General features: G+C 35.2%; 10 protein-coding genes and 1 riboswitch. All 10 genes read right to left on the reverse strand.

Annotation, left to right across the window (positions count from 1 at the left end; translation table 11 throughout):
- Positions 1–274 precede the first annotated feature (274 nt).
- The 10 genes from Q5Y73_RS12175 to Q5Y73_RS12220 all read right to left on the reverse strand — a co-directional run bounded on the left by Q5Y73_RS12175 (position 275) and on the right by Q5Y73_RS12220 (position 12,559).
- A complete protein-coding gene (locus Q5Y73_RS12175) occupies positions 275–1,945 on the reverse strand; it encodes a b(o/a)3-type cytochrome-c oxidase subunit 1 (RefSeq protein WP_305992180.1) in 1,671 nt (556 codons plus the stop codon).
- A 22-nt stretch (positions 1,946–1,967) separates the two neighbouring features.
- On the reverse strand, positions 1,968–2,441 hold the full coding sequence (locus Q5Y73_RS12180) for a cytochrome c oxidase subunit II (RefSeq protein WP_305992181.1): 474 nt from the start codon (positions 2,439–2,441) through the stop codon (positions 1,968–1,970).
- A 27-nt stretch (positions 2,442–2,468) separates the two neighbouring features.
- On the reverse strand, positions 2,469–2,639 hold the full coding sequence (locus tag Q5Y73_RS12185) for a cytochrome c oxidase subunit 2A (RefSeq protein ID WP_305992182.1): 171 nt from the start codon (positions 2,637–2,639) through the stop codon (positions 2,469–2,471).
- Positions 2,640–2,881: 242 nt separating this feature from the next.
- Positions 2,882–3,250 (reverse strand): cupredoxin domain-containing protein, encoded by a 369-nt coding sequence (locus Q5Y73_RS12190; protein WP_305992183.1) that lies wholly within the window; start codon positions 3,248–3,250, stop codon positions 2,882–2,884.
- A 247-nt stretch (positions 3,251–3,497) separates the two neighbouring features.
- Entirely contained in the window at positions 3,498–4,808 is a 1,311-nt protein-coding gene (locus Q5Y73_RS12195; protein ID WP_305992376.1) for an NCS2 family permease, read from the reverse strand.
- 366 nt (positions 4,809–5,174) lie between these two features.
- Positions 5,175–5,275, reverse strand: a riboswitch (purine riboswitch).
- 112 nt (positions 5,276–5,387) lie between these two features.
- Positions 5,388–6,926, reverse strand: coding sequence for a glutamine-hydrolyzing GMP synthase (gene guaA, locus Q5Y73_RS12200; RefSeq protein ID WP_305992184.1), 1,539 nt, complete (start codon positions 6,924–6,926; stop codon positions 5,388–5,390).
- Between the two features lie 88 nt (positions 6,927–7,014).
- The gene (locus tag Q5Y73_RS12205; RefSeq protein WP_305992185.1) at positions 7,015–9,219 is read right to left on the reverse strand and encodes a transglutaminase-like domain-containing protein; all 2,205 of its coding nucleotides are present in this window, start codon (positions 9,217–9,219) and stop codon (positions 7,015–7,017) included.
- A complete protein-coding gene (locus Q5Y73_RS12210; protein WP_305992186.1) occupies positions 9,209–10,384 on the reverse strand; it encodes a DUF58 domain-containing protein in 1,176 nt (391 codons plus the stop codon). Before Q5Y73_RS12210 ends, Q5Y73_RS12205 begins: the two co-directional genes overlap by 11 nt.
- A 13-nt stretch (positions 10,385–10,397) precedes the next feature.
- Positions 10,398–11,384 (reverse strand): AAA family ATPase, encoded by a 987-nt coding sequence (locus Q5Y73_RS12215; RefSeq protein ID WP_305992187.1) that lies wholly within the window; start codon positions 11,382–11,384, stop codon positions 10,398–10,400.
- Positions 11,385–11,575: 191 nt separating this feature from the next.
- Entirely contained in the window at positions 11,576–12,559 is a 984-nt protein-coding gene (locus tag Q5Y73_RS12220) for an NAD(P)-dependent alcohol dehydrogenase (protein WP_305992188.1), read from the reverse strand.
- Positions 12,560–12,745 lie beyond the last annotated feature (186 nt).

Raw genomic sequence — 12,745 nt, forward strand, 5'->3', positions numbered from 1 at the left:
AACTCTATTAACTTCATCAGCTCTTTAAGAGCGACTTGATTAATATAACACATCTTGTATCTTCTTTGCAACATCTTTTTTTATTTAACTTATAAACGTTGTTCAGAAGCGACAAAAATAAATATAACAAATTTTCGTATGAATAGCAAGTAATATTTTTAATTTTTATTTTAACTTGTTTTTTATGACTTTATGTCAAAAAATATATCCATTCTAAATGAAAGAATGGATATTTTCAATTTGTACATAATTTATACGATTATTTATCTACTATCTACCAAAGTATATATCCTTCTGAACCTGGGACTTGATTATTCAACATATCCATCATCGGAATCGCATAAGCAGTTAAAATCAAGACAACAGATATTGTAATCCAGATTCCCCAACGCTCTAAAAATCTCGGTGTTTCCTCAGCACTCTCTGCAACCTCACCAATAGGATATTCAGTATATCCTTTTGGCAACCTAAATAGTTGAATCAAATTATATGCTAAAAGTAACGTACTAATAAAAAGAATAATTCCTCCAATAGCCATAACAACATGATAAGGCAACCAAGACAAGCTCTCTGGATGATCTCCGTAAGTTGTATAAGCAGTACGTCTAGGTGAACCAAATAAACCAACTGTATGCATTGCACCTGACATAAAGAACATTCCTACACACCATAATATGGTTTGTGTTATTCCCAATCGATGTATTTTTTTAGTTAACAACCGATTTGTAACAGCAGGAATCAACCAGTATGTAATACCAAAAAATGTTAATGCTACACTTGAAGCAACAGTTAGATGGAAATGTCCTGTCACCCATAACGTATTATGAACCACTGCATTCATCTGATTACTAGCATTAATCAGTCCACCTGCTCCTGCTGGTATAAAAATTAACATCCCCATGAATGGTGCAAAGAAGCGTACATCGTTCCATGGAAGGACTTTCACCCAACCAAACAACCCTTTTGCACCTTTTTCTCTACCGCTTAACTCAAATGATGCAAATATGGAAAAAGCAGTGATCAAACTTGGAATGACAACCATAAACGTTAATACGACCTGCAAATATTTCCAAAATGAATTGATACCAGGTTCCATTAATTGATGATGAAATCCTACTGGAATAGAAAATAATAAAATTAAAATAAAGGACAATCTTGCTAATGCATCACTAAAGATTTTTCCTCCAATAACCTTTGGAATCACTACATACCAGCAGATGTAAACTGGAAGCAGCCAGAAATAAACTAAAGGATGTCCAAAATACCAGAAAAGTGTTCGACTCAGCATCACGTTTATCGTTTCAACCCACCCGAAGGACCACGGAATAAATTGAAGAATGACAGTTGCTGCAACACCAATCGTAGCGATTTGCCACATTAGCATTGTTGTGACTGACATAAAAGCAAATAGTGGTGATAGTTTTCCTTTATTCATTTTTCTCCAGTGGTAGTATTGTTTAAAAACACCGAACCCACTAATCCAGCTTCCTACAATTAATAATACCAAAGCAATATAAAAGTATGGTGATGCTTGAAGTGGAGCATAAAAAGTATAAAGTACTGTTGCTTTGTTCAATAAAATCAAGATGGTTCCAAGAATTGTTCCAGCTAACATGAGCCAAAAACCGATCCAAGCCATGATTCTAACTGAATTCATCAGCTTTCCACCTAGCGTTTTTGACACACCAGAATATAAAAATCCAATAATGAAAAAGGTTGTGAACACAAGCCCTAACAACACTCCATGTGCTGTAAGCAGTTGATAATAACCTATTTCAGCAGGTAATGTAATGGCCCCACTTTTCACTAAACTTTGAAGAAGCCCTGCAATAGCACCGATAAAAAGTGCAATTAAAGCAAATATAATATGTGCTAACACCAACTTACTGTCTTTATGATCAAATACCTCTAATAAATCTGAATTTCTATTCACGTTTGTTTTCAACTGATTCACATCCTTCCTATAATTAGTTCACAACAATGGTTGTGCTCATAAATTCGTGAGCTGTTCCACAATACTCATTACAAATAATCAAATACTCCCCTGGCTCATCAAATTGATGAGAAACATGATTCACTTCTCCCGGTACAACCATCATATTTGCATTTGTTCCAGGGATCTCAAATCCATGTACTACGTCTGAACTAGTTACTTTAAAATGAACAGTAGAACCTGCAGGAACTTCTAATTTATCCGGACTATACCCAAAAGCATAAGCAACCATGACTGCTTCATATTCATTTTCTCCAATCTTTTTTAGTACAGGCTCATTAAATGGGGCTGTTTCAGATACCTTTGCAGGATCAAATGATTCTAGTTGATGGCTGTTGGGCGGTTCCATACCCATCACAAACGTAGACACTCCTAATACAATTAAAAATAAAAACAACATGGAAACACCAAATATAAGCCAAATTTTCTCTAATCGATGCAGTTGCATGTTCATATCCCCCTTTTCAAAATTTGATTAATTTCTAAATAAAAATATTAAAAATACAGATAACCAAGAAATCAAAATGAATGCACCAAGAAGCATCACTGAAACAAAGGTTCCTTTTAGAGAATGACCCTCTTGCTCTGTCTTTTTTGCAGTTTTGCTTGCACCCATTTTTTTAGTTTCAGGAGTAATGTTAGTCATCATTTGTACCTCCCTTCTCATAATTAAAATAGAAAGTTGCAATATCAGATCACTTTAAGGAGTCATAAAACACTCTCACGTGCAAAAAACCCCAATTGGAGTTTCTCATAGATGTAGGTAAAGCTACCCTAGTTTCTACAGTCCGTTATCTCCTCTTTGAAAAGGAACAAACTTAATAAAAACTCCTGTTGGAGACCAAAAAAGCCCTAGTTCGAGTAGATCTCGAAATAGAGCTGAAATGATTATTGAACAACTAGTGATCCGATCATATCATTGTGACCAGTACCACACATAATAGAACAAATATATTCAAATTCTCCAGTTTCACTTGCTACAAAAGTGATTGTTTCACCATCTTTGACTTCTACATCATATCCAGCCACTTCTAAAGCATGTAAACCCTGCGTATTTTCCAACGTGATTTTTACAGTGTCGCCTTTATTGACCTTAATTTCTTTTTGATCAAATTCAAAATTGCTCGCCTTAATCGTAAATTCTTTAACCTCACCAGTACTTGCTGCCGGTTCTTTAGAAGTTGCCTCTTCACCACAACCAGAAAGAACTAAAATTGAAGCAAAAACAAGACTTAACATTAGAAACCACTTTTTCATCGTGATCCACCCCCATATATATTTACACCTTGATTTTAGTAAAATAAATAGAAGAGTGTTGTGATATTTATCACACCCTATCGCGAAAAAATGAATAAAATGTAACAAATTTTACTAAATATTGGGTTTTTGTTTCACTGAATTATCAGTCAAACCCATAGTAAAAAGACTGTTCAATCGTCGAATATCGACTCATGAACAGTCCTAACCTTTTTACTATTTTCAATTTTATTATCTATAGAGAATTTTAACCCTCTCTTAAAAACATAAAATATAGTATAAACACAAAGAATAATACGTACATAATCCAGTGAACCTTACGTCCTTCACCTTTAAATACTTTTGTTAAAGGATAGAGAATAAAACCTAGAGCAATACCGGTCGCAATACTAAATGTTAAAGGCATCGCAATCACGGTAACAAATGCTGGAACAGCTTCTTCTATTTTCTCCCACTCAATTTTCCCTAAGCTTGAAGCCATAAGAACTCCAACCATGACTAAAGCAGGTGCCGTTACTGCTCCAACATCCGTAAATACACTTAATACAGGGAAAATAAATAGTGCTAGTCCAAAACAAACTGCGGTGATAACTGAAGCAAAACCAGTTCTACCACCTGCAGCAACACCAGATGAAGATTCAATATATGAAGTCGTCGTAGAAGTTCCTGCTACAGCTCCAGCCATTGTTGCAACAGAATCAGCAGCCAAAGCTCTTCCTGCTCTTGGAAGTTTGCCATTCTTCATAAGATTAGCTTGATTAGCTACTCCAACTAATGTACCAGCTGTATCAAAGAAATCTACAAATAAGAATGTGAAAATGACGATGATCATCGTGCCAGTATAAGTCTCTGCGCTTAAAAGTGGTTCGAATAATGCCCCGAATGCTTCAGGACTTGGAGGAGCTGAAACAATTCCCTCAGGTACGGAAACAACACCAAAGATCATTCCCACTATTGCTGTAACTAAAATTCCATAAAAAATAGCTCCTGTTAATTTCCTTGTCATTAATATAGCTGTAATCACGATTCCGAATAAACCCAACAAGGTTGCAGGGTCTTCAAAGGACCCAAGAGAAACCAACGTAGCTGGATTATCTACGATAATCCCTGCGTTTTTCAAACCAATAAAAGCAATAAATAAGCCAATACCTGCAGCAACAGCATATTTTAAACCTGATGGTATCGCATTAATAATCGCTTCCCTAATCCCTGTTATTGCTAATATTAAAAAGATAAAGCCTGAAATAAAAACACCTACTAAAGCTTGTTCCCAAGGAATGCCCATTCCAATAACTACTGAATAAGCAAAGAATGCATTAAGACCCATACCTGGCGCTAATGCAATTGGATATTTAGCTACTATACCCATCATCAATGTACCTATAATGGCGGCTATCGCTGTTGCCGTAAATACAGCACCTAGCTCCATCCCCGCTTCACCAAGAATTAAAGGATTCACCACTAAAATATATGCCATCGCCAAGAAAGTTGTAATCCCAGCTACTGTTTCACGTTTAAAGTTCGTACCATGTTTACTGAATTCAAAATATTTCGCAATACCTGTTTCATTTTTAGATCCCATCTAAAAAATTCCTCCCAAATAAAATGATGATTTAAAAAGCAAAAATCAATAAAACAATTCGAGTGAATGATCCGCTCCGTCAAACCTCCTTTAAGTAAAAAATACTTACAAAAGTGAAGAAAAGCATTAATTATCCAAACCCTGAGACAAGGTCCCTTTCCTTTTCAAGGACCCTAGTCAACCTATAGCCTAGTCTTCCAGGACTAGGATGTGAAAGGTAGGCTGTTCTTTCCAACACAACAAAAAAAACCTCTTGGTGTTCTCTTCTCTACCAAGGGGTTTGAAAAGATGAGCGTAAGATTTCAATACCACAGTAACAATCGAGACTAAAATGGTATTCATAAAACGCACATCAATTTTCGAAGTAAGATCATTTACGGTGACCTTGTAGAGACTCCTAGGCCAATTCCCAGGATTATACGAAATATATGGACTGAATCAGTCGTTTAAAATTACTTTTTCATTTTATGCCCAACGTCGAATTTTGTCAATAAAAAATCCGAACATATTTCACAACAGTGAAAAAAATGTTCGGATTTTAATATATTATTTCATTTACTCCCACTCAATTGTTGCAGGTGGTTTAGAAGTAATATCTAATACAATTCGATTGACATGATCTACTTCATTTACGATTCGAGTTGATATTTTCTCTAAAACATCATAAGGAATTCTCGCCCAATCCGCAGTCATACCATCGATTGAAGTCACAGCACGAATACCTACTGTATAAGAATAAGTACGAGCATCTCCCATAACACCAACACTTTTCATATTGGGAAGGGCAGTGAAATATTGCCAAATCTCACGATCCAAACCTGCTTTTTTGATTTCCTCACGTAAAATAGCATCTGATTCACGAACAATTGTTAGTTTATCATCTGTCACTTCACCAAGAACACGAATGGCTAATCCTGGCCCAGGGAAAGGTTGACGCCACACAATTTCATTAGGTAGACCACATTCTTCACCAACCTTACGCACTTCATCTTTAAACAAAGCACTAAGTGGTTCAATTAATTCAAATTTCATATCCTCTGGCAAGCCGCCCACATTATGATGAGATTTAATCGTTTGAGCTGTATCTGTACCACTTTCAACAATATCTGTATATAAAGTACCTTGAGCTAGAAAATCAAATTCACCGATATTTTTCGATTCATCATCAAAAACATAAATAAACTCATTTCCGATCAATTTACGTTTCATTTCCGGATCAGAAACACCTTTTAGTTTACCTAAGAATCGATCTTTAGCATCAATTTTGACTACATTCATATCAAATTTGCCGCTGAAGGTTTCCATTACACTTTCCGCTTCATCTTTTCGAAGCAGCCCGTGATCAATAAACATACAAGTCAATTGGTCACCGATCGCTTTATGTATAAGAATAGCAACAACTGATGAATCAACTCCACCACTAAGCGCACATAAAACTTTACGATCGCCAACTTTATTTCGAATTTCTTTAATCGTATCCTCTACAAACGACTCCATTGTCCAGTCCCCTGTACATTCACAAACATCAAACAAGAAATTCTTGATCATATCATTCCCATAAATCGAATGACGTACTTCAGGATGAAATTGTACCGCAAACACTTTTTTATCTGGATGGCTCATAGCAGCAACTGGAGCATGTTCAGTCCTTGCATCAACTACAAAACCTTCTGGTGGTTCAATAACGAGGTCACTGTGGCTCATCCAAACCTGTTGATTTTTATCCAACCCTTTTGTTAGTACACAATGTTCTTGAAAATCTACCATTGCTTTACCATATTCTCTACGTTCGGCACGTTCTACTTTCCCTTTTAACTGATGTGAAATTAATTGCATCCCATAACAAATACCCAAAATAGGAACGTTTAAATCATAAATAGCTTCATCAACTAAAGGTGAGTTTTCTTCATAAACACTAGACGGTCCACCTGAGAACACGATGCCTTTTGGATTTAGTTCACGTATTTTTTCTACAGACGTATTATAAGGCAATAACTCACTATATACTCCTAAATCACGAATTCTTCTAGCAATTAATTGGTTGTATTGACCCCCAAAATCTAATACGACGATCATTTCATGCGGTTTGCTCATGTTATCCTCCTAAGTTTTGATCTAATCTCTGCTGTTCTTGTCTAAATGAATACCAACAATTATATATAACGTGATTCTTAGTCGTCAATCACTTATTCATGATTTTGTTCCATAATTCGGTTAACTTCTTCCTGGATACCCATTGTTCTGTATTTTCGCTGTAACGTAAAGACTCATATATAGCCGCAAATTCATGCAAAGCTTTATTTTGTTCCTCTTTTGGCAATTTCAACGCTGCAACATACTCCCGAATTGATTGTCCTTGATTCATAGCACCAAAATAATGGAATATCTTAACCCAATATCTTTCATATCTTTTCAAAAGAATATCCCTTTTATTTCCCGAGAAATCAATTTTCCTCATTTTATACCATAGTGAAAGTTCGTTGCGCCAACTTAAGAATGAAATCATCAACAACCCGCCTACAAAAATCAATCCAGCAGCTAACCAAACTATATACGATTGCAACTCTCTGTTTGGTTCTGTTGAAGGAGAAGAGCTGAATTGGTATTCTGAAAAAGATTGATCTAAAGCCGTTGCAACCTGTTGATCCATATGTCCTGTAAATGATGGAGTAGGTTCAAATGGAATCCACCCAATTCCTTCGATAAATCCCTCAACCCAAGAATGTGCATCAGAGTTTCGAACAATATATTCCTTTAAACCCTCTTCATTAAGCTCATTACTTCGTAATTCTCCAGGGGCAAAACCTTTTACCCATCTTGCTGGAATGTCAATAGATCGCAACATAACCACCATAGATGTAGAAAAATGATCACAATAACCTAGTCTTTGCTCAAACAAGAAATGATCTACAAAATCTTCATTTTCTGCAGGTATCGCAGATTTTTGTAAATTGTATTCGTAATTCTCTTTTAAATATTGTTCAATCGCTAAAGCCGCTTTATAAGGATTACTCAATCCACTCGTTATTTCTTGACTAAGGCTTTTAACTCGGGACGGTAAAGTTTCAGGAAGCTGTAGATACATATTGAGTTCTTCATTGCTTAATTTGATCTGTTCATTTTTCAAAATTTTGCTCTGATCCATTAAAGACTCAACATTTGGCACATTCACTTCCATTTCATAAAATAATGTTTTATCATGCAAATTCTGAATGTTGTATTTCTCTGTATACCGATCAACCATAAGGGATTCATTAGAGAAAATAGTACCATCACTTGTCACAAGTCCTTTAAATTGGTTGATGCTGCCACCACTGAATAATATATTTCCAAGATTTTGATTTTCAATTAAAATCTTCTGATTTATCGTATCTGTTGGTATTGTTGCCTCGAATTCATATTCACTAGCTTGGACAGGAGCATTAACTGGTTGAATCCATCCATTTCCGTTATAATAACTTTTTGACTCTCCTCTCCAATAAGTCCTTTTCTCTGTTTCCCCTACAAAAACAACTTCATGATTCAGTTGAACTGAGCCACCTAATAAGCTATCATTACTGCCATATCCCGATAAAGATATATTTTCATCCCAATTATACTCTCCACTTATTTGTGCTGAAGAGGCCATTTCTTTAAAATAATCGTAGAACCCAGATAAGTTTAGTGCTTCTATTTCCTTTGTTTTATCTTTGGATAAAATCATACCTACAGATACGATAAAAACAATGATAGATATTACTGAAACAGTCCAAATCATCGTGCGTTTGTTTTGTTGTAATGGAGACGTGTTGATCGGTTGAAGTTTCATCTTTACATAGTGCAATAATGCTATAGATAATAGTCCTACAGTTAAACTTCTAATAATTCCGTTTGATGTATCCATCCCAAACACAAGCTGAAGAAAAAACAGATACATGATGGTTATGGTTACAAACCAGCCACTAATATGCTGTCTTGACATTAAGGATTGAATAATAGAAATAATGATGGACCAACCTAAAACAAACATGAAAACTCTACTTTCACTGCTCCATAAATACCATTTTCCATCCAATGTATTATTGATATCTTGCATCATGATTTTGAAAAACTGTTCATATGCTTGGTATTGAAAAACATCAGCAGAATAAAAAACATAAATAATTAAAAACCAGCAAATACATATTTTTATTATCCAATTTAGAATAAATGGAATTCGCAAATAATCAATTAGAATATACAATCCTAGTGAAACTGCAAAAGGATATACACCAAATGCATTTTTAAAATTTGATAACACTAATAGCGGGTAAATCCACTCCCAGCACAATATAAAAAGAATGACACAAATGAACCCGCTTGTAATCCAATCTCTAGAAAAGCTTACAGATTTGACACTAGGCTCCATATTTCAACCCACCTTGTTTAGCTTTTGAATTTGAAGTTTGTAATTTTACCAGCTGCAAATGACACCCTATTTCTTCTAAAGCTTTGATATATTTTCTTTGCTCAAAACTTAAAACTGCTCCACCATAAATGAAAACAATATTTATTTTTCGCATATGTTTACGTAAATACAAACATGTTTGCACAAACTGGTCATCTAAATGTGCAGTAATACACACATTCGCAACATCCTTTGGTATCTCTGCTATTTGATGACGAATCGTTTCATGAAAAGAAATATCACCATCTGGCATCACTGTTGATAAAAATTCATGCGTTTGTTGAGCGTTTTTAGTGGAACTGATGGACTCTTTATATCGTTTTTGATTATTACAAATAAACCCTAATCCATATTGTCTCTCTTTTCCATATTTAAGCAAACCTGCTGATATTTTCACTGCCATTTCAAAATAAAATGGATTCATATGAGATAAGTTCTGAGCAGCATCCAAATAAATCATCATTTTATGATCAATGGTATGCTCACGTTCTTTCGTCTTTAATGTGTTGGATTTTGCAGACATTTTCCAATGAATCCGATTCATAGGATCCCCGTGGCTATAATCGCGAATTCCCCCAAATTGAAGAGATTCATGGCTTTTTTGTGATTTTGTCTGTTGGCTGTCATCTGCATTGCTATGTATATTTCTCCATATATCGATGGATAGAGGATTTGGATAAACAGTAAACTGCAATCCAGCCTGAATAGTACCTTTTTTACGAACAAAACCAAACAAGTCTTTTACAACAACCTGCAGTCCCTCTGATTGATATTTACCTCTTTTGGCATCTAAAATACAATACCGATATTGAAATGTAGACTGAAAAAATGAAAAATACGTTTGTTTATGCCATTCATCCTCAATCACAATCCAAACAAAAGGAACCCATGTTTGTAGTTGAACCTTTACCTTCACTACGATGTCATCCCCAGAAATCCATTTTTCACTCGCTATTTTTCTTTGTGAAATCATCTTAGGTCTTGTCATTCGCACAATAAATAAATAAACGAGCAACAAGCTGAGACTATAACTTAAAAACCAAGCAGAATACCCACCTTTAAACCATGTATATACACCAGAACCTACCCACATTAGAAATACAAACATCACGCTTAAATTTTTCATCAATTTAACCTTTTTAGCCTAACGATACATATTTCAGAGTCGGTATCGGAAGCTCTTCTTTTATTTTTGTTAACACAGAAATTGTACTTAACCCAGTCATTTCTATGTTTTGTTTGAGTACTATTCGATGGGCAAATACGGGTAATATGAGTTCCTTAATATCATCTGGCACCACATAAGTTCTGCCTCTAATAAGCGCTAATGATTGTGCTGCTTTCATCAAATCAATGGATGCACGAGGACTGACTCCTAACTGTAGATGAGGATGATGACGTGTAGTCTTTGATATTTGGACAATATATTCTCTTAATGCAGCATCAACATGAATTTCTCTAGCTTTTTTTTGCAATTCTATTAATTCTTCTTTAAACAGCACTGCCTTTAAGCTTTTGATAGGATGCACTTTCTGGACTCTTTCCAGCATCGTAACTTCTTGAGTTTTGCTAGGATAACCTAATTGAATTCTTACCGAAAATCGGTCCATCTGTGCTTCTGGCAAAACGTATGTCCCTTCGTATTCGAAAGGATTTTGTGTTGCTAGAATCAAGAAAGGATTCGGCAATTTATATGTCATTCCATCTACCGTTAAACTACGCTCCGCCATGGCTTCAAGTAAAGCAGATTGCGTTTTGGCTGAGGTACGATTAATTTCATCAGCTAGCACGATATTAGACATCAGGGGTCCTGGGCGAAACTCAAAATCTCTAGTTTTCTGATTGTACATCGAAATGCCTGTAATATCCGTCGGCAGTAAATCTGGTGTAAATTGAATACGGTTAAACGAACAGTCTATCGATTTTGCTAGAGCTCGAACCAACATCGTTTTTCCTACACCTGGTATGTCTTCAATTAACACATGACCCTGACTAATAAAGGCAATAAGCACCTTTTCTACTGCTTCTCTTTTTCCTATGATGACTCTTTCTATATTTTGAATGACTTTTTCTATCATTTCTTGTGGCTGCTCATATAAAAACGAAGAAGAATCTCTTGTATTCATTTATAAACCTCCTATAACTCATTGTTTCTTTTTCTCTATCATTTCCATATTATTAATATTTTATAAGCCATTCATAGATCAGTTTTTATTTTCATAGAAATTAACCAAGAAATGAGGGTAATACAAAAACAAGCTTCTCCTTATTACAGAAGAAGCTTGTTTTTGAATAGTTTGTTAGTCTATAGCATTTTTTAAACAATGACGGTATGGTCTAGAGTTATGGGTACATTCCCCTTTTTATGTCCTTTTTCTACATATCTATGAGCTTCTGCAATTTGATCCATCTGATAGTATCTATCAATGACTGATTTTAACTTCCCTTCCTCAATCAGCTCTTTGAGAAAGAGCAGATCCTTCGTTTTTTCACTTGTCGATCTCAAACCAGTGAACGTAATCATAGCTTTTTTTCTGCCGATCTTTGAAGTCCATAACATTTGAAACATAATTGGAAATGTAAGCACAGTTGAAAGATACACACCTCTTTGATTTAATGAGCTTTTACAACGAGTAAATGAACTTTTTCCTACGGTGTCAAAAATAACATCGTAAGTCTTACCGTTTTTTGTAAAATCTTCTTTAGTATAATCTATGACCTTATCTGTCCCTAGAGATTTCACTAATTCTAAATTTTGGGTACTGCAAACGCCCGTGACCTCCGCTCCGTAATGTTTTGCAAGCTGTACTGCATAAGTACCTATTGATCCTGAAGCACCATTAACTAGCACTTTTTGCCCTCTCTGAATGTTTGCCGTTTCTCTTAAAAAAGGCAGAGCTGTTAATGCACCATCACAAACTGCGGCTGCTTCTCCAAAGTTCACATTGGTCGGCTTCATGGCTAATGCCTCTTTCTCTTGCAAACATATATACTCAGCATAAGCTCCAAACATAGTGGCAGCAAAGATATGATCACCTTTCTTAAATGATCTTACTTCCTTACCAACACTTTCGACTTCACCTGAAATCGCAAATCCTGAGATATCATTTTTGGGTTTCAATAGACCCGTGAATAATCTTGAAATAAAGGGTTCGCCCTTCCGAAAGGCACAATCCACTGGTGATACTACACTTGCGTATATTTTTACTAATACCTCATTGTCCTTGGGTGTAGGTTTTTCAACCTCTTTAATCTGAAGCACTTCGGGTGACCCGTATTTTGTACAAGTAATAGCTTTCATGAGTTTCCTCCTTTTATAAGCGATAATCAATGCATAAGAAAAACTGTCTGCTTATATTTACTTTGTGTCAATATTTATATACATATAGTAAAATAATTCATTCTTAATGTCAAATATTTTTTACATATAAATGATAAAAAATCCCTATTTAGAATAATAAATATCTCGCCAAATAAGACTGAATAG

The organism is Chengkuizengella axinellae, assembly GCF_030730905.1.
In the GTDB taxonomy this organism is placed as follows: domain Bacteria; phylum Bacillota; class Bacilli; order Paenibacillales; family KCTC-33759; genus Chengkuizengella; species Chengkuizengella axinellae.

Bases quoted from the DNA above. Each gene is read 5' to 3' on its own strand.
- Q5Y73_RS12180 (WP_305992181.1), bottom strand. From the start codon at position 2,441: ATGCAACTGCATCGATTAGAGAAAATTTGGCTTATATTTGGTGTTTCC.
- Q5Y73_RS12185 (WP_305992182.1), bottom strand. From the start codon at position 2,639: ATGACTAACATTACTCCTGAAACTAAAAAAATGGGTGCAAGCAAAACT.
- Q5Y73_RS12190 (WP_305992183.1), bottom strand. From the start codon at position 3,250: ATGAAAAAGTGGTTTCTAATGTTAAGTCTTGTTTTTGCTTCAATTTTA.
- guaA (WP_305992184.1), bottom strand. From the start codon at position 6,926: ATGAGCAAACCGCATGAAATGATCGTCGTATTAGATTTTGGGGGTCAA.
- Q5Y73_RS12205 (WP_305992185.1), bottom strand. From the start codon at position 9,219: ATGGAGCCTAGTGTCAAATCTGTAAGCTTTTCTAGAGATTGGATTACA.
- Q5Y73_RS12210 (WP_305992186.1), bottom strand. From the start codon at position 10,384: ATGAAAAATTTAAGCGTGATGTTTGTATTTCTAATGTGGGTAGGTTCT.
- Q5Y73_RS12215 (WP_305992187.1), bottom strand. From the start codon at position 11,384: ATGAATACAAGAGATTCTTCTTCGTTTTTATATGAGCAGCCACAAGAA.
- Q5Y73_RS12220 (WP_305992188.1), bottom strand. From the start codon at position 12,559: ATGAAAGCTATTACTTGTACAAAATACGGGTCACCCGAAGTGCTTCAG.